Source organism: Mesorhizobium sp. WSM4312 (assembly GCF_002294875.1).
In the GTDB taxonomy this organism is placed as follows: Bacteria; Pseudomonadota; Alphaproteobacteria; order Rhizobiales; family Rhizobiaceae; genus Mesorhizobium.
In genome coordinates, this window is sequence record NZ_NSFU01000004.1 from 106,836 (window position 1) to 129,325 (window position 22,490).

A 22,490-nucleotide genomic window follows, 5' to 3' on the forward strand; every position below is an offset into this window, starting at 1 on the left:
TCTAGCGGCAGAACCGGCCGGCATTGAGGCCAGAAGCGATGTCGCGCCGCTCAGCCTGCTCAACCGTCAAGCAGATGCTGAAGCTGCGACCGCAGCCATTGGTGCGCCGGGTCGCCGTCGCGTCGCTTGTTCCAGATCTGCGTGAACTGAAAGGCCGGGATTTCGAAAGGCGGGGCGAACACGCAAATCCGATTGTCCGGCGCCGGAAGTATCCGGCTGGCGATGGTAAGAACCAGGTCGGTGCCGGCGATCAGGTGTGGCCCGACGCCCCAATGCGGGATGATGAGGCAGAGCCGCCGCTTGCGGCCCAATCCGGCCAGGGCCTTGTCGACCTCGCTCTGGCGCTCGGGCCGCAAATCGACCAGCGCGTGCGGCCGCTTGAGATAAGTCGCCAGATCCATCGTCTTTCTGCCGCCAAGACTTGCCGCATCGGCGAGACAGGCAAAACGCTCGTCGAACAAGCGATGCGAGCGCACGGATCGATCCAGGTCGGGAAAGACGCCAAAGGCCAGATCGATCTCGCCGTCGACGATTTGCGAAACCATGACCTCGCGGCTCGCCTGGCTGACCATGAGATCGACCTGCGGTGCCTGCGCCCGCATGAGCGGCAGCAGGGCCGGCAGGATGACCGCCGCGCCATAGTCCGACATGGCGAGCCGAAACGTTCGGCGCTCCGTTGCCGGGTCGAAGCCAGCCGGCGCCAGAAGGTGCCGCATGCGGTCGAGTGCCTCGGTGAGCGCCGGGCTGATTTCCATGGCGCGCGCCGTCGGCTCGATGCCCCCTTGCCGCCTGACCAGCAGCGGGTCATCGAGAAGGTGACGCAGCCTGGCGAGCGCATGGCTGACAGCGGGCTGACTCTTGTTCAAGCGGATTGCCGCCCGCGAAACGTGGCGTTCGGCCAGCAAGGCCTCCAGTACGACGAGCAGGTTCAGATCGATAGCGGCGAGATTATTCATTTCATGCATACTATGTGTACGACAATCGAATTTCCATATGTGAACCTGATGATGTAGTCGGCCATGATCGATATGGAGACAATCTCATGGCCAGCACCTTTTCCTTTCTGATCGCCGCCCTGCTGGCAGGGACCGCCGTTCCCTTCCAGGCTGGGGCGAACGCCATGCTTGGCCGCCTGCTCGATCACCCGCTCTGGGCAACCTTCGTTTCTCTGGGTGTGAGCGCCGTGTTGATCGTCCCGGTCATGATAGGCTTCAAGCTGCCCGTTCCCGCCGTCGGGATGGCAGTCAAAGGTCCGTGGTGGATCTGGATCGGCGGTGCGGCAGGCGTGGCCCACATCACTGCCGCATTGCTTCTGGCACCGAAGCTCGGTGCCGCGAGCTTCATCGTTGCCGTGATTGCAGGCCAGATGGCCGCGTCATTGGTCATCGATCATTTCGCCTTGATGAGCTTTGCCCATCGGCCAGTGACCGTCGCTCGTTTCGCCGGACTTGCGCTGATCATTGGCGGGCTCGTGGTGACGCAATGGGCAAGCACGATTGCGCCACGGGCAAGCCAACTCGACTTCAATCCGGACCAAAAAGGAGACAGCAAATGAAACCTCAGCTCGTCCTGCGAGTGGCGCGGCCGACCAACGATCTGGCGGCGGTCATCCGTTTCTACCGGGATGGTCTCGGCCTTCAGGAGCTGTTTCGCTTCAGCGATCACGATGGCTTCGACGGCGTCATGCTCGGGCAGCCCGGCGACGCCTATCATTTCGAATTTACCCACGCCCATGGTCATGAAGCGGGCAGGGCGCCCACAGCAGACAATCTGGTTGTCTTCTACATGCCGGATCGTGACGCCTGGGAGGCGGCCATCCAGCGCATGAAGGACCATGGCTACGCCGCGGTGCCGTCCTTCAATCCCTTTTGGGACAGGCAAGGCATCACCTTCGAGGATTGCGACGGCTATCGTGTTGTCCTGCAGAACACCGACTGGCACGCCGTCGCGCAGCAATCCTAGCCGGCACCGGAGGAGGTGGCCCTACTGCACCTCGTAGCCGACTTCCTCGCTGGCATGGCAAAGCGCCTTCCAGAACGAACGCGCGAAGGAGCGGAAGACGTAGATGTCGAACTGGTCGGCGCCGGTGCGCTGGATCTGGGCGAAGACGTCGTGGTGAGCCGTCGAGCGGCCGGCGCCGACCGGGAAGGCCGGCAGCGCGAAGTCGATGGCGAAGAATTTCGCCAGCACCCATTCGGCCTTCGGCCCGGCGATGCGGATGGCGGTGCGGCCATGCGACAGATCAGTCACCGTGCCGATGGCCGGTGTCACCGCCTTGGCGAAGGCAGCGGCCAGCCCTTCGGCCTCGTCGGCCACGGTGAATTTTCCCGGCGCGAAGCCGAACACCGATTTCACGCCGTCGCTCGAGCCGCCGCCGGCGCCGTCGGGCAGCGCCAACCCGGTGACAGTGCGGATGGCAGCGATCAGTTTCTTCTCCTCGCCCGGCCAGGCGGCGAGCTGCACGATCGAGCCCGGCCTGGTCTCGGTCAGCAGGATCTCGACGCCATGCTCGAAATTGCCATGCGAGCCGACATGGAACTCCGGCTCGAGGGGGGATTGGCGCTCAGCCATGCATGCGGGTCCCTTCCGGATCGTAGAAATGGTTGGAGACGATCTCGACCGGTCCGTACCTATTGCGCAACGGATCGGAGACATGGGCACGCGTGCCGTGCCTGGCCTTGCCGGCCTGGACCAGCGCCAACGCGATGTGCTTGCCGAGTGCCGGCGAATAGCAGCAGGCGGTGATGTGACCAATCGAGCCGTGCGGATTGGTCTCGTCCAACGCCTCGACAATGTGCGCGCCGCCATTTAGCGGCCGGTTGTCGAGCGCGATCAGGCCGACCAGTTCCAACCGGTCGGACGCGATCAGTCCTTCGCGGTCCATCATCGCCGAGCCGATGAACGGCTTCTTCTTCGACAGCATCCAATCGAGATGCAGGTCACGCGCCGTGGTGCGGCCGTCGATCTCGGCACCGGTGACATGGCCCTTCTCGATGCGCATCGTGCCCAGCGCCTCGAGCCCGTAGGCGACCAGCCCGAACGGCTTGCCGGCTTCGATCAGCGCTTCCCAGACATGGATGCCGTGGCCGGCGCCGGAATAGACCTCGAAGGCCATTTCGCCGGAGAAGGAAAGCCGGCAGATCATCACCGGCACGCCCGCTATCTGGCCATGGACGATGCCCATGAAGGGCAGTGTCGCATTGTCGACCGCGGTGCCGGTGACGCAGGCGGCGAGGATCTGCCTGGCTTTCGGGCCGCCGATCGCCGCACCCGCCCATTCGTCGGTCACCGAGGTGACGTGGACCTTGAGGTCGGGCCAGATCACGTCGAGGAAGTATTCAAGATGCTGCATCACCTTGCCGGCATTGGCCGTGGTGGTGGTCATCAGAAAATCCTGTTCGCCCAGTCGCCAGGTGGTGCCGTCGTCGAAGGCGAAGCCGTCCTCACGCAGCATCAGCCCGTAGCGCGCCTTGCCGACGGCGAGCGTCGAAAACATGTTGGTATAGACGCGGTCGAGAAACGCTGCGGCATCGGGGCCCTGCACGGCGATCTTGCCCAGTGTCGAGACATCGACGATGCCGGCACTTTCGCGCGTCGCCTTGGCTTCGCGCACATAGGCCTGCTCGATCGTTTCGCCTGAAAGCCCGTAGATCATCGGCCGGTACCAGAGGCCGGCGGAATACATGGTCGCGCCATTGGCGACATGCCAGTCATGCATCGGCGTCAGCCGTTCCGGCTTCAGGTCGCCAAAGCGCTCCGCCGCCAGCGAGCCGATCGACACCGGCGCGAAGGGCGGACGGAAACGCGTCGTGCCGACTTCCGGGATCGGCTTGCCCAGCGCCTCGGCCATGATGGCCAGGCCGGGAACATTGGAGCTCTTGCCCTGGTCGGTGGCCATGCCGAGCGTGGTGTAGCGCTTGAGATGCTCTACCGAGACGAAGCCTTCGCGGTGCGCCAGCCGGACATCCTCCGCCGTCACGTCATGCTGGAAGTCGACAAAGCTCTTGCCCTTGGCCCTGATCTCGAAGACAGGCGCCGGATCGGGATCTCCGTGGACGGCTTCGACCGTGGGCAATGCCGCCGGCGTGCTCGTTCCACCGGCCGCCGCAAGGCCGGCGGCGCGGCCTTCGGCGATCGCCTCGGCCGTGGAAAAACTGCCGGTAAAAGCGCCGGCCCCGATCCATTGCTGCGCCGGCTTCGGCGGCAGGAAGGCCTGGCGTGCGGCATTCCATTCCGCTTTGGCGCCGGCCTGGCTGGCCAGATGGATGGTCGGCGACCAGCCGCCCGACATCAGCAGGCAGTCGGCATGGATGCTGCGCTCATCGCCGGTGAGCGCGCCAGTGACCATGTCGAAACGCTGCACCTTGACGCCGGAGAGCGCCTTGCCGCCCTCGGTGGCGACGACGGCGTGGCCGGCAAAGATCTCGGCCTCGGCCTCCGTGGCCAGCTTGCGCATCTCTGGCGAAAGCTCGGACCTGACGTCGGCGATGGCGACGATCGCCGCACCGGCCTTCTTCAGGGCGATGGCCGCGCGATAGGCGCTGTCATTGTTGGTGAACAGCGCGATCCGCTCGCCCGGCAGCACGCCGAACTCGTTGGCATAGCGCTCCGCCGCATGCGCCAGCATCACGCCCGGTCTGTCATTGCCCGGGAACACCAGTGGCCGTTCGAAGGCGCCGGTGGCCAGCACCACGGATCTGGCACGGATCGCCCAATAGCGATGGCGCGGTTCGCCCTTGGCGGGTTGTTCCTTGTGGTCGCTGACGCGTTCGAGCGCGGCAAGCGTGTTGTTGTCGTAGTAGCCCCATACCGTGGTGCGCGGCAAAAGCCGGACGTTGTCGCGGCCTTCGAGCTGGGTGACGGTGCGCCGCGCCCAATCGGCGGCCGGCGCGCCATCGATGGTTTCGTTCGACCAGTTGGTCGAGCCGCCAAAACGCGGCTCGAGATCGGCCAGCATGACGCGCGCGCCCTGATCGGCGGCCGCCTTGGCGGCCATCAGGCCGGCCGGCCCAGAGCCGACCACCAGCACGTCGCAAAAGGCGTTCATGCGTTCGTAGTGGGCGGGATCCTTCGCTGATCCGGCACTGCCGAGACCAGCGGCGCGGCGGATGAAGTGCTCGCAGAACATCCAGAAGCGCGTGCCTTTCAGCGGACCGATCACCGGCCCCATGAAGGTCTTGTAGTAGAAGCCGGCCGACAGGATCTTGCCGCCGAGCTGGTTGACGGCATGGATGTCCCAGGCCAGCGAAGGGAAGCGGTTCTGGCTGATCGCCACCAGCCCGTCATGGATCTCGACCATGGTCGCTGGAATGTTAGGCTCGCGCACCTCGCCCTTCAGCACCGTCACCAGCGCATTGGGCTCCTCCACGCCCGCGGTCAGCAGGCCGCGCGGACGGTGGTATTTGAACGAGCGGCCGAAAAGCGTGACGCCCTTGGCCAGGAGGGCGGAGGCCAGCGTGTCGCCGGCATGGCCGGTATAGGCAACGCCGTCGAAGCTGAAGCGAATCGTCTTCAGCCGGTCGATGCGGCCGCCAGTGTCGGTGCGGCGCGGGCTCATGCCTTGTCCTCCGCCTTGCGGCGCGCGGCCGAGGCATGATCACCGCGCACGAAGGCGACGCTCGAAATCTCATGCGTCAGCGTGTTGCGCACGACGCGCAGATGCGCGCGGCAACCGCCGGAATGCTGCCAGATCTCATTGTGGTCGCCGGCCGGATTCAGCCGGTCGTAGACATAGGCGTTCCACGCCTCGAAATTCTGCGAGGCCGGGTCGGGACGTTCACGGTTGCCGTCACCCTGATAGGTGAATTCGATGACGTCGCGCGGGCCGCAATAGGGACAGGTGATCAACATCGGATTTTCCTAATGCAGCCTTGCTTAGTGAAGTCTGGGGTTCGCGCCCTGGCCCTTGTCGTCGATGACGAGGCCGCGGTGGAAGCGATCGAGGGTGAACGGCGCGTTGAAATCGTGTGGCTCATCCTTGGCGATGGTCCAGGCAAAGGTCCAGCCGGAGGCCGGCGTCGCCTTGAAGCCGCCATAGCACCAGCCGCAGTTGAGATACATGCCGGGCAGGGGACCGGTTGTGATGATCGGCGAACCGTCCATCGACATGTCGCAGACACCGCCCCACGAACGCAGCATGCGCACACGCGCAAGGCCCGGAAACAGTGCCAGCATCTCGCTCATCACCTCGTCGACGATGGGCAAGTTGCCGCGCTGCGCGTAGCTGTTGTAGCCGTCGATATCGCCGCCATAGACAAGGCCGCCCTTGTCGGACTGCGACATATAGAAATGGCCCATGCCGAAGGTCACGACCGTGTCGATGAAGGGCTTTAGCGATTCCGTCACGAAAGCCTGCAGCACATGGCTCTCGATCGGCATCGTTTCGACGCCGGCCAACTGCATGACGCGTCCGGTGCTGCCGGCCACGGCGACCGCCACCTTCCTGGCCCTGATGTCGCCGCGCGACGTGGTGACGCCGATGACGCGATCGCCATCGCGCAGGAAGCCGGTGACCTCGCAATTCTCGATGATGTCGACGCCGCGCCGGTCGGCGCCGCGCGCATAACCCCAGGCCACCGCATCGTGACGGGCGGTGCCGGCGCGCCGCTGCATCAGGCCGCCGACCACCGGAAAACGTGCATCGCTGGAGATATCGAGCGCCGGGATCAGGCGTTTGATCTGCGCCGGCGTCATCAGTTCGGCATCGACGCCGAGATGGCGCATGGCATTGCCGCGCCTGGCATAGTCGTCGAACTGCGCCGGCGTGTGCGCCAGGTTCAGGCAGCCGCGCTGCGAGAACATGACGTTGTAATTGAGTTCGTGCGACAGGCCTTCCCACAGCTTCATCGAATGTTCGTAAAAGCGGGTGTTGGCGGGCAGCAGATAGTTCGAGCGCACCGCCGTGGTGTTGCGGCCGACATTGCCGGAGCCGAGCCAGCCCTTTTCCAGCACGGCGACGTTGGTGATTCCGTGCTCCTTGGCCAGATAATAGGCGGTCGCCAGCCCGTGACCGCCGCCACCAATGATGATGACGTCATAGGAAGCCTTCGGGTCCGGCTTGCGCCAGGCCGGCTTCCAGTCCTTGTTTCCCTTGAGCGCGTTCGCGAGCAGCGAAAAGGCCGAGTACTCTGCCATCATTGTCATCCGGTTCGGGCGATGCGGCAGACTATAGAGCAGGCTGCATCCGCAAAGCCAATATTGCGCCATGGCCTTTCGACTGGCCGACGCTCGGATCGCGATCGGATCGCCATCGGATGCGACGGCTTGCCCCACGATATGGCCGTCTTTATCAAGGACAGGCTTTTTAAATGCCTTTGCCGCCGTGAGTCGCCTATAGTCATGCTTTTGAGATTGCTTCGCCTCATTTTGGTTTTCACGCTGGTCATTTCGGCGTCGCCTTCGTTCGAGGTGATGGCGCAGGCGCTTGGCCAGGGCTCCGTCGGCCTGGTCACTGATCAGCAGAAAGTCATCCAGGGCCTGACGGCCAAGACCGACGATCTCGAGAAGAAAATCCAACAGGACGCTGAGGACGATGCCTCGCTCGTGGATATCCGTCTGCAACTTGAGGATCTGTCGCGAGCGGCACTGACCAGTGCGCTGGCGTTTCGCTCGCGCCTCACCGACATCAACAATCGCATCGAGGTGCTCGGCCCGCCGCCGGCAGCGGGCCAGCCGCAGGAGCCCGACATCGTGACCGGCGAGCGCCAGGCGCTGGCGTCGGAAAAGGCCGAGATCAACTCGGTCGTCGCCAGCGCGCAGAACCTGTCGATCCGCATCAGCGGGCTGGTCGACAAGATCGGCAACATGCGCAGCGCGCTGTTCCGCAACCTTTTGACCAAGCGCTACGTGCTGTCGGACGCGCTGAGCCCGCAGGTCTTCTCCGACGCCCAGGAGGAATACGCCAACTTTTACAAGGCGGTGTCGTCCTGGCTGAGCTTCGCGTTCAAGTTCAAGTTCCAGGCCATCCTGGCGGCAACCTTCGTGGCGCTCGGCCTGGCGCTGGTGCTGCTGGTCGGTGGCCGGCGGCTGTTCGGGCGGGTGTTCGAGGCCGATCCCGCCAACCAGGACCCGTCCTATCTCAGCCGTCTGTCGGTGGCCTTCTGGTCTACCATGCTGCCGACCCTGGCGGTCGGCGTATTCCTCGCCTCCACGGTGTTCTTTTTCAATTATTACAATGTGTTGCGCGGCGACATCGGAGTCTTTCTGAATGCACTGGCAACCGCTATCGGGGTGATCTTCTGCGTCAACCGGCTGACCAATGCCGCGCTTGAGCCGCAGCTGCCGAACTGGCGCCTCATCCCGGTCGAAACCGGGGCGGCGCGCTGGCTGGTGCGCCTGTCGACCGCCATGGCGGTCGTCATCAGCGTCAACACCTTCCTGTCTGTCGTCAACGACAAGATGGGCTCGCCGCTGTCGCTGACCATCGCGCGCAGTTTCGTCGCCACCATCGTCGTCGGCATCATCCTGATCCTGATGGCCATGCTGCGGCCGTTCAGGGCACGCGACGGAAGCTGGCGGCCCTGGCCGGCATGGCTGCGCTATCTGGCGCTGGCGCTTGGACTGTTCACCATCATCGCCGCGCTGCTTGGCTATATCGGCCTTGCCCTGTTCGTCTCGCTGCAGGTCGTGGTCACCGGCACGGCGCTGATCACCGCCTATATCGGCTTCCTGTCGGCGCGGGCGATCGGCGAGGAAGGGGCGTTCGCCAACACCACGGTCGGGCGCTGGCTGTCGACCCATTCCAGCTACGAGGACACGGCACTCGATCAGCTCGGCCTCGTCGTCAGTGTTGCCATCAACCTGTTGATAGTGCTGGTTTTCCTGCCGCTTATCCTGCTGATGTGGGGGTTCCAGCCCGGCGACATCCAGGCCTGGGCCTACAAGCTGGCGACCGGGATCAATATCGGTTCCGTGACAATTTCGGTCACCGGCATCCTTTCGGGCATCGTCGTCTTCATCATCGGCTATTTCCTGACGCGATGGTTCCAGGGCTGGCTCGACGGCTCGGTGATGGCGCGCGGCAAGGTCGATACCGGCGTGCGCAACTCGATCCGGCTGGCCGTCGGCTATGCCGGCGTGGCGCTGGCGGGGCTGGTCGGCATATCGGCGGCGGGCATTGATCTTTCCAGCCTCGCTCTGGTCGCCGGTGCCCTTTCCCTGGGTATCGGTTTCGGCCTGCAGAATGTCGTCTCCAACTTCGTCTCCGGCCTGATCCTTTTGGCCGAGCGGCCGTTCAAGGTCGGCGACTGGATCGTCGCCGGCGACGTCAGCGGCACGGTCAAGAAGATCAGCGTGCGCGCCACCGAGATCGAGACTTTCCAACGGCAGTCGGTGATTCTGCCCAATTCAAACCTGATCAACAACGCCGTCGGCAACTGGACGCACCGCAACAAGCTCGGCCGTGTCGAAATCAAGGTCGGCGTCGCCTATGGCAGCGACGTCAAGCAGGTGCATGCCATGCTGCTGGAAATCGCGCGCAGCCATGCGATGGTGCTTAAGAACCCGGAGCCCTTCGTGCTGTTTTCCAATTTCGGCGCGGCCGCGCTGGAGTTCGAAATCCGCGTGTTCCTGGCCGATATCATGAACGGCAGCGTCGTGCAGAACGACATTCGTTTTGCCGTGCTGGAGACATTCAACGACCAGCATATCGAGATCCCGTCGACGCCGCGCGCTGTCGTCGAGGTGAACAAGCCCAAGGCCTGGCCAACCGACGACGACAAGATCGAGGCCGACTTCGCCGAACAGGAACAGGCGAAGGTGGAAGCCGCGGCCGAAGCGAAAAGGCTCGCCAAATCCGGACGCAAGGCGCGCAAGCCCGATCCCAGCTAGGGTCGGTTCCCGTCAGCGCATTGCCGCCCCGCATCATATCGTGCCGGCCAGCGAAAATGACAGGGTCGGGCGTATGATTGCAAACAGGCCAAAACCAATTGCGGCATGAATGCGGCATTCAGTTGCGGTTCAGCTTCCATCTCATATAAGCTCCCATGCAAAGGGCGAAAATGCCTTGCGAAATGCAACAGAGGCGGTGGGAACACCGATATTGCAACATGTGGAAGTCTCTCGTCGCTGCCGTGGCCTTGCTTGCCGTGAGCGGCTCGGCCCATGCCGCCAGCGCGGTCAACAAGGACGCCGAGACCCGCACGCTGGTCGTGACGGAAGGCGGCAGCAAGACCGAGCTTGCGCTGGCCGGTGGTGAAACCGTCGAATTCTGCCAGAACGGCTGCTTCGTCACCTTGCCGAACGGTGACCTTGAAGCCCTGACCGGCTCGGAAACCGTCGAAATCTCGGGCGGCGTCGCCCGCATCAAGTAAACCAGGCGCCATGATTGGAAAGGCCGGGCATTTGCTCGGCCTTTTATCGTTTCCGGTAGCTGTTGTTTAACAATGACGCCGGAAATACCGCCGCGGCAGCCGCCTGCAACCAGGCGTTTTAACGTTCGCTGCGCCATACCCCGCTATACCAGCGTCAAGACGCCGAAAAGCGGCGCTCAACGGGATTCCGGCGTTCCGGATCATAGGCTGGCAGGGCAGGACGGGCATGGATGCGCGGTCGGACAGGAACGCAATACCGCTTGCGGTCGATCTCGACGGCACGCTGATCGCGACCGACCTGTTGTGGGAAGGCATGTTCCTCCTCCTCAAGAAGAACCCGCTCTATATCTTCCTGGTGCCGTTCTGGGCCGCCGCCGGGCCGGCGCGGCTGAAGCAGGCGATCGCACAGCGCATCGATATCGACCCCGCGACGCTGCCCTATCGCGCGCCGCTGCTCGACCGGCTGCGCGCCGAGCACGGCGAAGGCCGCAAGATCGTGCTGGCGACCGGTACGCCGCGCAAATTCGCCGACGCCATATCGGCCCATCTCGGCATTTTCGACCGTGTGCTGGCGACCGACGGCCTCGACAATCTCACCTCCGGCAAGAAGCGCGCCTCGCTGATATCAGCCTATGGCGATGGCGGCTTCGACTATGCAGGCAACAGCCGCCATGATCTCCAGGTCTTCGACGCCGCGCGCAATGCAATCGTCGTCGCGCCCGACCGTCATGCGGCGCGCTGGCAGGCAGCGCATGGCGCCGAAACCATGCCGGCGCCAAGGCCGACCTTGCCGACCATCATCAAGATGCTGCGCGTGCATCAGTGGCTGAAGAATTCGCTGATCGCCGTGCCGATGGTGCTGTCGCACGAATATTTCAACACCAACATGATCTGGGAATGCCTGCTGGCGTTCGTCTCGTTCAGCGCGGTGGCGTCGGCGATCTATATCCTCAACGATTTCTTCGATCTGGCGCTCGACCGCAAGCATGTCACCAAGTGCAACAGGCCGTTCGCCAGCGGTGCGCTGTCGATCCCGTTCGGTCTGGGCGCCATCGCGGTGCTGCTGACGATCGGCGTCGGTACCGGGCTGTTCCTGTCGCCTGAATTCCTGGCCGTGCTTGGCGGTTACATGGTCGTCACCACGGCCTATTCGCTATCGTTCAAGCGCATGCTGCTGGTCGATGTGCTGACGCTTGCCGGCCTCTACACGATCCGAGTGATCGCCGGTGCGGCCGGGACCGGCGTCGCCGTCTCGTTCTGGCTGCTCGCCTTTTCGATCTTCTTCTTCCTGTCGCTGGCGCTGGTGAAACGCTTCGTCGAACTGCGCACAACCGCCATTCCGCCCGGCGAACGCATTGCCGGGCGCGGTTATCGCACGGAAGACCAGGAGATCGTCGCCCAGGCCGGCATGGCCTCCGCCTTCTCCTCGGCGCTGGTTCTGGCGCTCTACATGGACAGTGTCGCGGTGCGCGAGCTTTACCCGCATCCGTGGCTGATCTGGCCGCTGCCGCCCATCGTGCTTTACCTCACCATGCGCGTCTGGATCCTGGCGCGCCGCGACGAGATGAATGACGACCCGGTCGTCTTCATCATCCGTGACTGGCGCAGCCAGATCGTGGTGCTGATCGGCGCTGTGCTGCTGGTCATCGGGGGTTGGTAGGCATGGCCGAACGCTTTCGGAGCTTTGGCCTTGCCACGCCGCCGGCGCCGTGTGCGATCCACGCCGACGATGCCATCGCGCTGCTGAAGGGTGGCCAGGCGAAGGAAGCCTCGCTGCTTGCCTATGGCAACGGGCGTTCCTACGGCGATTCCTGCCAGAACCAGGCCGGCACGGTCGTCGATATGCGGACGCTGAACCACATCCGCGCCTTCAACGCCGAGACGGGCTTGCTCGAAGCGGATGCCGGTGTGCTGCTGTCCGATATCATCGCGCACGCCGCACCTTACGGTTTCTTCCCGGCGGTGGTTCCGGGCACGCAGTTCGTCACGCTCGGCGGCGCCATTGCCAATGACGTGCACGGCAAGAACCACCATCGGCGCGGCACGTTCGGCTGCCATGTCGAAAGCTTCACGCTGCTGCGGTCCGATCGAAAGACCTATCGCTGCTCGGCCACCGACAATCCGCGCCTGTTCCGGGCCACCATCGGTGGCATGGGTCTTACCGGCCTGATGCTCTCGGCCTCGATCCGGCTGATGCGGGTGCCTTCGCTCGACATCGTCGAGAAGACGACGCCGTTTCGTGATCTCGGCGAATTCTTCGATCTGGCCGAGGCGGCCGACCAGGCCAATGAATATGCGGTGGCCTGGATCGACCAGCTCGCCGGCGGCCGCAACAGCGGGCGTGGGCTGCTGTTCACCGGCAACCATGCCGAGCACGGCCCGCATGCGGCCTCGCGCGCCGGCGGCAATCTTTCCGTGCCGTTCCAGCCGCCCTTCAATGTGCTCAACCGGCCGTTCCTGACTGCTTTCAACGCCGCCTACCGGTGGAATAAAAGTCGCGCGACCGCGCCGCGTCAGACCGGCTACCACGGTTTTTTCTTTCCGCTCGACGGTGTGCGCGACTGGAACCGGCTCTATGGTCCCAATGGGCTGTTCCAGCACCAGAGCGTGGTGCCGGAGGAGGCGGCGCGCAGCGTCGTGCCGGAATTGCTCGCGGCGGCCCGGCGAGCAGGCCAAGGATCTTTCCTCACCGTGCTGAAGCGCTTCGGTTCGATCCGCTCGCCGGCGCTGCTGTCGTTCCCGCGCCCCGGCTACACGCTGACGCTGGATTTCCCCAACAAGGGAGCGTCGACGCTTGCTTTGCTTGGCGACCTCGACCGCATCACGGTCGCGGCCGGCGGGGCGGTCAATCCCTACAAGGATGCGCGCATGGGCGCGGCAATCTTTGCTGCTTCCTTTGCGGACTGGCCGAGGCTGGAAGCGCTGCGCGATCCTGCCTTCATGTCCGATTTCTGGGCGCGCACGTCTGGCAGCATCGACCTGCGGCGGCGCGGCGTGGAGGCCGCCGAATAGATAAAAATGGAATGAATCGTGGTTAGCGAACGGTTAATCTCAAGATTTACTCAAAACAATCTTGTGAGTTCACGAAATCTTTTGGGCTTTGTATTAGTGGAAATCACGGGGTTGGCGCGCGAGCATGAAATATATCGTCTTTATTCTCTTTACGGTCATGACCAATGCCGCTGCGCAGCTTATGCTGAAGCAAGGCATGATGTCGCTTGGGCCGATCTCGTTCGAGGCCGTCAATCCGCTCGTCAAGCTGCTGCAGATCGTCTTTAGCCCCTGGGTGTTCCTCGGGCTCTGCACCTTCGTGATTTCCATGGCTTCGCACCTCTATGTGCTGTCCAAGGTCGAGCTTTCCTTTGCCTATCCCTTCCTCAGCCTCGCCTATGTCGCCGTCGCCATCTTCGCCTATTTCGTCTTTCGCGAGGACCTCAATGGCTGGCGCATCGCCGGCATCGCCTTCATCTGCGTCGGCACGGTGCTGATCGCGCAAAGCGGGCGAGGGCATGAGGACCAGACCGCTTCCATCACGCCCGACAAGATCCCTGCAAACGAGACCGTTCGATGAGACATGTGATTTTCGGCGGTGACGGCTTTGTCGGCCGCCACCTTGCGCCCAAGTTCGTGGCGGATGGCGAAGAGGTCATCGTCGCCGACATCGCCAGGAGCGACCTTGCGCACTACCGCAACGTCCGGTTCGTCCAATGCGACGTCACCGATCCGGCGTCGGTCGCCGCCGTCGGGCTCAAGGCCGACGACATGGTCTACAATCTGTCGGCCAAGATGCTGTCGCCGATCCAGGTGCGCGCCAAACGGCACGACTTCTTCTTCCCGGTGAATTTCCACGGCACCGAGCACATCATACAGGCCATGGACAAGGCTGGTGCGTCCAGGCTCGTCCACTACACGACGGACATGATCTACGGCCACACCGTCACCCAGCCGATGACCGAGGAGCACCCGGTCGCGCCGCTCGGCGAATATGGCTGGTCGAAGCAGAAGACCGAGGAACTCGCCGCCGAATGGCGCAGTCGCGGCATGTCGATCTCGCTGTTCCGGCCGCGCCTGATCATCGGCCCAGGCCGGCTCGGCATCCTCGAAAAACTGTTCAAGCTGATCGACTGGAACCTTCCAGTGCCAATGATCGGCTCGGGCAGGAACCCCTATCAGTTCATTTCTGTTTTCGATTGCGCGGAAGCTGCCCGCGCGGCCTGGAAGGCTGGCGTGCCCAACGAGGCCTATAATCTCGGCTCGCTCAACCCGCCGCCGGTGAAGAAATTGCTCGGCGATCTCATCCGCCATGCCGGCTCGAAGTCGATCCTGCTGCCGACGCCCGCCTGGGCGGTCAAGCGCACGCTCGACCTGCTCGATCTCGTGAACATGCCGATCATGGATCCGGAACAATATCTGATCGCCGACGAGGAATGCGTGCTCGACGTGTCCAAGGCCGAGCGTCAGCTCGGCTGGGTGCCGCAATATCGCGACGAGGACATGCTGATCGCCGCCTACAGCGAATACCGCGCCAAGAAGGGCGGGCCTGCTGTCGCCACCAAACATGTGCCCGCCGAATAGCAGCCCCGCCAAACAATTCATGGCGCACGACGCTGGTCGTAGCGCGGACAGGAGATTGAAATGACCGTCATGGCCAAGCCCGAACAGACGAATGCGGGCACCATGGTGAGCGCGCCGGCACTGTCGCCCGCAGCAATAGCCAAGCCCGACCTGATCAGTGTCGAGCAGGCCAAGGCGATGGATGTCGCCCGCATGACCGACCTGTTCAAGGCGCATCTCAATCCCGGCCAGCTGCACTTCATGAAGCTGCTCGGCTTCCACAAGATCAAGATCGAGCGTGCCGAAGGCATGTTCTACATCGATCAGAACGGCCGCAAGATCCTCGACTTCTTCGGCGGCTTCGGTTCGCTGGCCTTCGGCCACAACCATCCGCGTATCCTGGATGCACGCAAAAAATTCCAGGAGGAGAAGCGCCAGGAAATCGCCATCGCCTTCATGTCGCAATATGCGGCAGCGCTCGCGCACAACCTCGCCAAATGCTCGCCCGGCGATCTCGACATGGTGTTCCTGGGTTCGTCCGGCTCGGAGGCGATGGAAGCGGCGGTGAAGCTTGCCGAACGCGCTGCCGGCCCGAAACGGCCGAAAATCGTCTATGCCGAGAATTCCTTCCACGGCAAGACCAAGGGCGTGCTCGGCATCACCGACGGCCAGCTCTACCGCGCCGATTTCAAGGTGGCCGACAATACAGTGCGCATTCCCTTCGGCGACATCGAGGCGGTCGAGAGCCTGTTTCGTTCGGATCCGGAGGTTGGCGTCATCGTGCTCGAAACCATCCAGGGCGGCGGCGGCATCATCCAGGCAGAGGCGCAATACTGGCAGAAGCTGCGCGCGCTCTGCGATCAGTATGGGGTGCTGTGGGTCGCAGACGAAGTGCAGTGCGGCTATGGCCGCTCGGGCCGCTTCTATGCCTTCGAACATTACGGCGTCGTGCCTGACGTGACGGCGCTGGCCAAGTCGCTCGGCGGCGGCAAGGCGGCTGTCGGCGCGATGATCGCCAGGCGCGACGTTTACATGAAGGCCTATGGCACGCCGAAAACGGCGATGATCCATGCCATGGCAACCTTTGGCGGCATGGGCGAGGCCTGCGTCACCTCGATCGAGGCGCTCAACGTGCTTTATGACGAGAGGCTGATCGACAACGCCGCGGTCACCGGCGACTATCTGCTGCAGCGACTGCAGGCGCTCAAGGAAAAGTACCCGAAGATCATCAAGGACGTGCGCGGCAAAGGCCTTATGGTCGGCCTGGAGTTCCACGATTTCTCTCAGACCTTGCCGATGGTGCTGCGCCCGGTGGTCAGCATACTCGACGACAAGCTGAAGGGCTCGCTGTCAGGCTTTGTCGGCGCGCTGCTGCTGCGCGACTACGACGTGCTCGTCGCCTTTACCGAATACAACCGCAACGTCATCCGGCTCGAGCCGCCGCTGATCTGCCAGCGCGAGCATGTCGACCACTTCGCCGATGCCTTCGACAGCCTGCTGTCGCGCGGCATCGTGTCTATCGTGAAGGACTTCGTCAAAAGCCAGGTCCGTTAGAAGAGAGTCCGTTGAGCACAAAAAGATGCTGACCAAGTCTCCCGCTGCGAAAAACCCGCTCGACCGGCTCACCGAGACCGGTCTGGCGTGGGGCGAGGGGACCTATGCGCGCTTCGCCGCACCCATCGGCGCGGTAGCCTTCGCGCTCTACATCCTTCTGACGGCATTCACGGCGTGGGTGATGCCCGATGCCAATTGGGACATGCTGCCCTACCTTGCCATCGCCGAAGAGGGCACCCATCCCGACGCACAGGCGCTGCATGATTATGCCTACAGCACCGTCAAGGCAGGCGTGTCGGCGGGTGACTACAAGGCGCTGACCGATGATGGCGGCGGCTTCCGCAGCCACATGACGGAAAATGCCGCCGACTTTCATTCGCTGCTCGGCATGTACCGGATAAAATTCCTCTATGCCGAGATCCTGTCGACGCTGAGCGCGGTGATGTCCCCGGTCGAGGCGATGCGGCTGGTACAGGTGTTTTCGGTGCTTTTGTTCGGTGCGATCGCGCTGCTTTGGCTGCACAGGGAAAAGGCCCTGGCCTTGGCGCCGGTGATCGGCGCGGTGTTGATCATGGCTGATTTCGGCGATGCGGCGCGCGCTTCGACGCCGGACCTGCTGACGTCGGCGCTGCTGCTCGGCGGGCTCTACGCCTATGTCAGAGGCCGCGAGGCGGCGACGGCGATCCTGCTCTTCCTCGCTTTCATGGTGCGGCCGGACAATATTGTTTTCCTTGCCATATTCGCGGTGCTGCTGGTCGCCTTCCGGCAGAAGGCGTGGGGCGCGCTGGCCGGCTTTGCCGCGTCCTTCATCGCCTATTTCGCCATTTCGCACTGGGCCCAGCATCCTGGCTGGTGGCCGCATCTGTGGTTCTCGAGCATCGAGCAGCACTACAATATGGACGGGTTCGAGCCGGCGTTCTCGGTCACCGCCTATCTCAGGGCGTTTGCGACATCGCTGCTGCGCGCCGTCAATTTGAACAGCTGGGTCGGCGTTTCGGTGCTGGCACTGGCCGGCTGGTTTGCCACCAGCCGCGCCGGTTTTCGGCTCGAGGGGCGTGCAGGTATCCTGTTCGCGGCGCTGGTGCTGGGTGCGCTGGCGAAGTTCATGGTCTTTCCGATCCATGACACGCGTATCTATTTCCCGCATCTGATCCCGCCCTTCCTGCTGCTGGCAACGCCGTTCATGGCGCTGTGGGCAGCATCGGTCCGCGGCCAGCATCGCGCGGCCTTGCACGTCATTCCGGGAGACAAGCCATGAGTTCGCTATCGAGCCTGGCGCGCATCGCCTTGTCGCTCGGCCTTCCCTCGGGCCTGCTCGATCGCGGGCCGTCGCTGCGTGGCACGAAATTCCTGGGGAAGGCGGCGCTGAAAGCGCGCTTCGGCGGGGCAGGGCAGCCGTTCCAGATGGTCAATGTCGGCGCCTGCGATGGCGCGCTGTTCGACGATGTGACGCCGTGGCTGCACAGGATTGCCGGCGCCCGCGCCATGCTGGTCGAGCCGATCCCGTACAATCAGAAACGCCTGCGCGCCAACTATCCCGATACGGAGCGCTTCATCATCGAGCCGGTGGCGGTGACAAGGACCAGGGGCACGATCACCGTCCACACTTTCGATGCCGCGGCGCTCGAGGCCGGCACGCTGCCGATCGAGTTTATCGGCTGCTCCTCGTTCACCGACACCAATCTGATGTCGGGCAAGAACGCCTGGGGCGAGGCCGACGCCAATTTCAACAAGTTCGCACCGCACCTCAGGGATATCGAGGTGCCGTCGGAAACGCTGCAGACGCTGCTCGACCGCAACGGCATCAGCCATATCGACGCCTTCCTCGTCGATTGCGAGGGTGCGGACTGGATCGTCTTCGAACAGCTTGATCTGAAACGCTATCGTCCCGGCATGATCAAGGTCGAAGTCGGCGCGCTGCCGGCGGCGGAGATTGGTCAGGTCGTGGTCAAGCTGAAGACGGCGGGCTACCAGGTTGGTTTCCAGGCCGAGGATATCTGGGCCTTCGCGTAAGACATCGGCGACCGGACGGAAATGAATCGGCCCGGGCAATGCCGCCGATATTTCTTTATTTGGCGTTATCTTGGGGTGAAGAGCCGCCAATGGGGCGTGGACAGCTGCTTTACGCGCGGATATTGTTTAGGCTGTTCTGTGGCTCTCTTGGTTCGGTTGTTTCTCGGATTTCTAGCGAAACTTGGCACACGAAATACTGGACGTGAGCAAAGATGGTCAAAGCCGCGGCGAAGAAGCCTGCCAGCAATCCCCTTGGCCCAGGACTCCAGCCCGCGATTGATGACCGGTTGAAGGAGGCGGATCTTGGCCTGAAGAGCGCCGACATAAAGCTGAAAGAAGCAGAACTCATTGAGAAAAGGGCATGGTATCGATTCCTATCAGCGCCGCTGACGCCAGTTCTGATAACGGCCATTGCAGGATTTGTGGTCACGCAGGTGACGAATTCCATGCAGGCGAGCGCAAATCTGGCGTTGGAGCGCGAGAAGAGCAAAGGGTCCCTTATTCTCAAAGCGTGGGAAACAGGCGATCCAGCGGTTTCGCTCAGGAATTTGCAGTTTCTGGCGAAAATTCAGCTCATCGATGATCCGACAGGCGTGATCGGCAAACTCACGCCTGAAGATGCGCCTTTTCTGCCACGTCCTGGCGGTCCCGTTGTTCCAGTAAGCGCGAGCGACATGAAGGTTTTCTTTGAGCGTTACAAACAGGCATTCGGAACCATCACGCAACGCACCGTTGATAATCTGACCCAGCTTTTCCAGGACATTTCAAAGGACGTGTCAGCCCAAGACATCCGCCAGGTGGCATACGTTCTGGCAACCATCAGGTTTGAAACAGCCAATTCTTTTTCGACGGTTACCGAGATGGGGACGGATGCTTCGCTGGAAGGGAAGTATGGACCGGATTCGCCTTTTGGTTCCGCCCTCGGCAACACTTCACCTGGCGATGGTGCCCGATACAGGGGGCGCGGCTATCTTCAAATAACCGGCCGAAACAATTATCAATTCATGGGCTCGGCATTGAACATCGATCTGGTCGACCATCCTGAACTCGCGGTCGATCCGCAAATAGCCTATCGCATCACTTCCCTGGCGATGTTCGATGGCCGCTTTACCGGCAAGAAGCTTGCGGATTACATCACCGCCGACAAAGCAGACTATTATAACGCCCGGCATGTTGTGGGTGGATTGGGCCACGCGTCAGATATCGCGGATGCTGCAGTCAAGCTTGAGGCAATCCTGCGCGAAACCGTGGGAGATCAATCCGCGCAGGCTTCGCAGCCGTAGCGCCTTCGAACGACCCAATGCGTTTGAGTTGCCACTGGCGACAAATCGCCTTGTCCGCAGCTGTCTGGTCGCTCGGCTTTTTGCCAATGTCGCAAACAGGCTTCATCAGCGCTATCGCTCCGCCCTATAGTCCGCCCGCTTTATCACTTTGGAGTCGCGGGCAATGGCAGAGTTTCCGAAAAAGGCGAAGGTCGTTATCATTGGCCTTGGCGGTATTGTCGGCGCGTCGATCGCCCATCACCTGATCGAACGTGGCTGGACCGATATAGTCGGCATCGACAAATCGGGCATCCCGACCGATATCGGCTCGACGGCGCACGCTTCCGATTTCTGCTACACCACCAGCCACGATTTCCTGTCCTGCTGGACGACGCTTTATTCCATCGATTTCTACGAGAAGATGGGCCATTACGCCCGCATCGGCGGCCTCGAAGTGGCGCGCGTCGGCGACGATGGCCGCATGGACGAGATCAAGCGCAAGATCGCCTCGGCGAAGGCCTTTGGCACGCGGGCGCGCCTGATCGAGCCGGCCGAGATCAAGGAAAAGTTCCCGCTGATCGAAGAGGGGATGGTGCAGGGCGGCCTTTGGGATCCGGACGCAGGTCTGGTCATCCCGCGCTCGCAGACCGTCGCCGGCAAGCTGGTCGACCAGGCGGAAGCGTCGGGCAAGCTGAAATCCTTCGCCAACACGCCGGCCAAGTCGCTCGTGGTCAAGGACGGCCGCATCAGCGCCGTGGTGACCGATCGCGGCACGATCGAGGCCGACTATGTCATCGTCTGCGCCGGCATCTGGGGCCGGCTGATCGCCGAAATGGTCGGCGAGGACCTGCCGGTCATGCCGATCGACCATCCCCTGACTTTCTTCGGCCCCTACAACGAATTCGCCGGCACCGGCAAGGAGATCGGCTGGCCGCTGCTGCGCGACCAGGGCAATTCGGCCTATATGCGCGACACCGGCGACCCCAAGACCGCCGAGGGCGGCCAGATCGAGTGGGGCTACTACGAAGAAAACAACCCGCGCCTTTGCCATCCGCGCGATCTGCTGGAGAAGGACCAGGCGCGGCTGTCACCGTCGCAGCGCGACCTCGACATGGAGCAGATCCTGGCGCCGCTCGAACGCGCCATGGAGCTGACGCCGATCCTGGGCGAACTCGGCTACAACGAAAGCCATTCCTTCAACGGCCTGCTGCAGGTGACCGCCGATGGCGGGCCGTCGATGGGCGAAAGCCAGAAGGTGAGAGGGCTGTGGTATGCCGTCGGCATCTGGGTCAAGGATGGCCCCGGCATGGGCAAGCTGATAGCCGACTGGATGACGGACGGTCGCACCGCGATCGACCATCACGCCATCGACTATGCGCGCTTCTATCCGCACCAGACGAAGGAACAGTTCATCTGGGATCGCTGCACCGAGACGGCGATGAAGGTCTACAATCCGGCTGTGCATCCGCGCGAACCGTTCTCCAAGGGCCGCAACATCAGGCGCTCGCCATTCTGGGAACGCGAGAAGGAACTCGGCGGTTATTTCATGGAACTGGGCGGCTGGGAGCGTGCTCATGGTTACGCCGCCAACGAGCACCTGCTGGAGAAGTATGGCAATCGCGTTCCCGTACGCGAGAACGAGTGGGACAACCGCCATTTCTGGCGCGTCTCCAATGCCGAGCATCTGGCGATGAGCGAGGATTGCGGCATCGTCAACCTGTCGCATTTCTCGATGTATGACGTCGAAGGGCCAGACCACGTCGCGCTGCTGGAATGGCTGTGCGCGGCCAAGATCGGCGGCGACAACAACATCGGCAAGGGCATCTACACCCACTTCCTCGACGAGGAAGGCATGGTGCGCGCCGACTTCACCGTGATCCGCATGGCCGACCGCTGCCGCGTCATCGACGGCGCCGATGCCGGCCCGCGCGACTTCCGCTACATGCAGCGCACAGCGCAGGACAAAGGCTTTGACGTCACCGTCACCGATGTGACGGAGAAATACGTCACCATCGGCATTTGGGGTCCGAATGCCCGCACCACCTTGCAGAAGGTGGTCGAGAATCCCGAGGGCCTTTCGCTGGAGAATTTCCCCTTCGCGGCGATCAAGCCGGTCAGGATCGGCGGCAAGGATGTCACCGCCTTCCGCATCTCCTATGTCGGCGAGCAGGGCTGGGAACTGCATATGCGCTACGAGGATGGCCTCGCCGTCTGGGATGCACTGCGCTCGACCGGCGTCATGCCGTTCGGCGTCGAGACCTATGCCAACACGCGCCGCATGGAAAAGAGCCTGCGCCTGCAGAATGCCGACCTTCTGACCGAGTACAATCTGTTGGAAGCCGATCTCGCGCGTCCGAAGGTCAAGGAGAACGATTTCTGCGGCAAGGCCAAGCATGTTGAATACCGCGCCCGCGAGTACCAGCCGGCGACTTTGTGCACGCTGGTGATGACCGAAAACACCGATTCCAAGGGCGTGGCGCGTTATCCCGTTGGCACGATGCCGGTGCTGGATCCGGCTACCGGTGAGACGCTGGTCGACGAGCTCGGCCGCCGCTCCTTCACCACCTCGGTCGCCTATGGGCCGACGATCGGCAAGAACATCGCGCTCGCCTATCTGCCGCATTCATATGCGCAGGAAGGCCGCAAGCTTGAGGTCGAATATTTCGGCGAGACCTATCCGGTCGAGGTCGCCGGCGTCGGCTACAAGCCGCTCTATGACCCGGAGAACCTCAAGCCGCGCAGCTGATCGGTCGGGCGGACCACGGGACTTATTGCAAAAGCCTGGCTGCGAGCCGGG

At 62.8% G+C, this 22,490-nt stretch carries 18 protein-coding genes; 13 read left to right on the plus strand and 5 right to left on the minus strand.

Going from position 1 to position 22,490, the window contains the following annotated elements; translation table 11 throughout:
- Window positions 1-59: 59 nt before the first annotated feature.
- Window positions 60-956: a LysR family transcriptional regulator gene (locus CK228_RS07595; RefSeq protein ID WP_095787569.1), complete on the minus strand. Its 897-nt coding sequence runs from the start codon at window positions 954-956 to the stop codon at window positions 60-62.
- 86 nt (window positions 957-1,042) lie between these two features.
- Here CK228_RS07595 and CK228_RS07600 point away from each other — a divergent pair, with 86 nt between their 5' ends.
- Window positions 1,043-1,555 carry a DMT family transporter gene (locus CK228_RS07600; RefSeq protein ID WP_095787415.1) on the plus strand — a complete coding sequence of 171 codons (513 nt, stop codon included), beginning with the start codon at window positions 1,043-1,045 and terminating at the stop codon, window positions 1,553-1,555.
- Window positions 1,552-1,962: a VOC family protein gene (locus tag CK228_RS07605; RefSeq protein ID WP_095772973.1), complete on the plus strand. Its 411-nt coding sequence runs from the start codon at window positions 1,552-1,554 to the stop codon at window positions 1,960-1,962. Before CK228_RS07600 ends, CK228_RS07605 begins: the two co-directional genes overlap by 4 nt.
- A 21-nt stretch (window positions 1,963-1,983) precedes the next feature.
- Here the strand turns inward: CK228_RS07605 and CK228_RS07610 are convergent, their stop codons facing one another.
- Genes CK228_RS07610 through CK228_RS07625 form a run of 4 tightly spaced genes read right to left on the minus strand, consistent with a single transcriptional unit; the run spans window position 1,984 to window position 7,134 of the window.
- Window positions 1,984-2,571 carry a sarcosine oxidase subunit gamma gene (locus tag CK228_RS07610; RefSeq protein WP_095787416.1) on the minus strand — a complete coding sequence of 196 codons (588 nt, stop codon included), beginning with the start codon at window positions 2,569-2,571 and terminating at the stop codon, window positions 1,984-1,986.
- Window positions 2,564-5,557, minus strand: coding sequence for a sarcosine oxidase subunit alpha (locus CK228_RS07615; RefSeq protein WP_095787417.1), 2,994 nt, complete (start codon window positions 5,555-5,557; stop codon window positions 2,564-2,566). The genes CK228_RS07610 and CK228_RS07615 overlap by 8 nt, the downstream gene beginning before the upstream one ends.
- A complete protein-coding gene (locus tag CK228_RS07620; RefSeq protein WP_095772970.1) occupies window positions 5,554-5,850 on the minus strand; it encodes a sarcosine oxidase subunit delta in 297 nt (98 codons plus the stop codon). Before CK228_RS07620 ends, CK228_RS07615 begins: the two co-directional genes overlap by 4 nt.
- Before the next feature lie 24 nt (window positions 5,851-5,874).
- Window positions 5,875-7,134: a sarcosine oxidase subunit beta gene (locus CK228_RS07625; protein ID WP_095773115.1), complete on the minus strand. Its 1,260-nt coding sequence runs from the start codon at window positions 7,132-7,134 to the stop codon at window positions 5,875-5,877.
- Window positions 7,135-7,338: 204 nt separating this feature from the next.
- On the opposite strand from CK228_RS07625, the gene CK228_RS07630 reads away from it, so the two are divergent.
- The 11 genes from CK228_RS07630 (at window position 7,339) to CK228_RS07680 (ending at window position 22,439) form a co-directional block, all read left to right on the plus strand.
- Window positions 7,339-9,828 (plus strand): mechanosensitive ion channel family protein, encoded by a 2,490-nt coding sequence (locus CK228_RS07630; protein WP_095787418.1) that lies wholly within the window; start codon window positions 7,339-7,341, stop codon window positions 9,826-9,828.
- Between the two features lie 218 nt (window positions 9,829-10,046).
- Window positions 10,047-10,310: a hypothetical protein gene (locus tag CK228_RS07635; protein WP_027145877.1), complete on the plus strand. Its 264-nt coding sequence runs from the start codon at window positions 10,047-10,049 to the stop codon at window positions 10,308-10,310.
- Window positions 10,311-10,536: 226 nt separating this feature from the next.
- On the plus strand, window positions 10,537-11,970 hold the full coding sequence (locus CK228_RS07640; protein ID WP_095787419.1) for a UbiA family prenyltransferase: 1,434 nt from the start codon (window positions 10,537-10,539) through the stop codon (window positions 11,968-11,970).
- 2 nt (window positions 11,971-11,972) lie between these two features.
- Entirely contained in the window at window positions 11,973-13,322 is a 1,350-nt protein-coding gene (locus tag CK228_RS07645; RefSeq protein WP_095787420.1) for an FAD-binding oxidoreductase, read from the plus strand.
- A 124-nt stretch (window positions 13,323-13,446) separates the two neighbouring features.
- On the plus strand, window positions 13,447-13,881 hold the full coding sequence (locus CK228_RS07650) for an EamA family transporter (protein WP_095772965.1): 435 nt from the start codon (window positions 13,447-13,449) through the stop codon (window positions 13,879-13,881).
- Window positions 13,878-14,885, plus strand: a complete 1,008-nt coding sequence (locus CK228_RS07655) for an NAD(P)-dependent oxidoreductase (protein ID WP_095787421.1) — start codon at window positions 13,878-13,880, stop codon at window positions 14,883-14,885. Before CK228_RS07650 ends, CK228_RS07655 begins: the two co-directional genes overlap by 4 nt.
- A gap of 102 nt (window positions 14,886-14,987) precedes the next feature.
- Window positions 14,988-16,418, plus strand: a complete 1,431-nt coding sequence (locus CK228_RS07660; protein WP_179295852.1) for an aspartate aminotransferase family protein — start codon at window positions 14,988-14,990, stop codon at window positions 16,416-16,418.
- Window positions 16,419-16,443: 25 nt separating this feature from the next.
- Window positions 16,444-17,676, plus strand: coding sequence for a glycosyltransferase 87 family protein (locus CK228_RS07665; protein WP_095787423.1), 1,233 nt, complete (start codon window positions 16,444-16,446; stop codon window positions 17,674-17,676).
- Entirely contained in the window at window positions 17,673-18,431 is a 759-nt protein-coding gene (locus tag CK228_RS07670) for an FkbM family methyltransferase (RefSeq protein WP_095787424.1), read from the plus strand. Before CK228_RS07665 ends, CK228_RS07670 begins: the two co-directional genes overlap by 4 nt.
- A 212-nt stretch (window positions 18,432-18,643) precedes the next feature.
- Complete coding sequence (locus CK228_RS07675; RefSeq protein WP_095787425.1) at window positions 18,644-19,714, plus strand: glycoside hydrolase family 19 protein; 1,071 nt, start codon at window positions 18,644-18,646, stop codon at window positions 19,712-19,714.
- A gap of 163 nt (window positions 19,715-19,877) precedes the next feature.
- Window positions 19,878-22,439 (plus strand): FAD-dependent oxidoreductase, encoded by a 2,562-nt coding sequence (locus tag CK228_RS07680; protein WP_095787426.1) that lies wholly within the window; start codon window positions 19,878-19,880, stop codon window positions 22,437-22,439.
- Window positions 22,440-22,490 lie beyond the last annotated feature (51 nt).

Coding starts and splice junctions, on each gene's coding strand:
- CK228_RS07675 (WP_095787425.1), top strand. CDS start 18,644: ATGGTCAAAGCCGCGGCGAAGAAGCCTGCCAGCAATCCCCTTGGCCCA.
- CK228_RS07600 (WP_095787415.1), top strand. CDS start 1,043: ATGGCCAGCACCTTTTCCTTTCTGATCGCCGCCCTGCTGGCAGGGACC.
- CK228_RS07655 (WP_095787421.1), top strand. CDS start 13,878: ATGAGACATGTGATTTTCGGCGGTGACGGCTTTGTCGGCCGCCACCTT.
- CK228_RS07635 (WP_027145877.1), top strand. CDS start 10,047: ATGTGGAAGTCTCTCGTCGCTGCCGTGGCCTTGCTTGCCGTGAGCGGC.
- CK228_RS07605 (WP_095772973.1), top strand. CDS start 1,552: ATGAAACCTCAGCTCGTCCTGCGAGTGGCGCGGCCGACCAACGATCTG.
- CK228_RS07615 (WP_095787417.1), bottom strand. CDS start 5,557: ATGAGCCCGCGCCGCACCGACACTGGCGGCCGCATCGACCGGCTGAAG.
- CK228_RS07630 (WP_095787418.1), top strand. CDS start 7,339: ATGCTTTTGAGATTGCTTCGCCTCATTTTGGTTTTCACGCTGGTCATT.
- CK228_RS07680 (WP_095787426.1), top strand. CDS start 19,878: ATGGCAGAGTTTCCGAAAAAGGCGAAGGTCGTTATCATTGGCCTTGGC.
- CK228_RS07665 (WP_095787423.1), top strand. CDS start 16,444: ATGCTGACCAAGTCTCCCGCTGCGAAAAACCCGCTCGACCGGCTCACC.
- CK228_RS07620 (WP_095772970.1), bottom strand. CDS start 5,850: ATGTTGATCACCTGTCCCTATTGCGGCCCGCGCGACGTCATCGAATTC.
- CK228_RS07640 (WP_095787419.1), top strand. CDS start 10,537: ATGGATGCGCGGTCGGACAGGAACGCAATACCGCTTGCGGTCGATCTC.
- CK228_RS07645 (WP_095787420.1), top strand. CDS start 11,973: ATGGCCGAACGCTTTCGGAGCTTTGGCCTTGCCACGCCGCCGGCGCCG.
- CK228_RS07660 (WP_179295852.1), top strand. CDS start 14,988: ATGGTGAGCGCGCCGGCACTGTCGCCCGCAGCAATAGCCAAGCCCGAC.
- CK228_RS07650 (WP_095772965.1), top strand. CDS start 13,447: ATGAAATATATCGTCTTTATTCTCTTTACGGTCATGACCAATGCCGCT.
- CK228_RS07670 (WP_095787424.1), top strand. CDS start 17,673: ATGAGTTCGCTATCGAGCCTGGCGCGCATCGCCTTGTCGCTCGGCCTT.
- CK228_RS07595 (WP_095787569.1), bottom strand. CDS start 956: ATGAATAATCTCGCCGCTATCGATCTGAACCTGCTCGTCGTACTGGAG.
- CK228_RS07625 (WP_095773115.1), bottom strand. CDS start 7,134: ATGGCAGAGTACTCGGCCTTTTCGCTGCTCGCGAACGCGCTCAAGGGA.
- CK228_RS07610 (WP_095787416.1), bottom strand. CDS start 2,571: ATGGCTGAGCGCCAATCCCCCCTCGAGCCGGAGTTCCATGTCGGCTCG.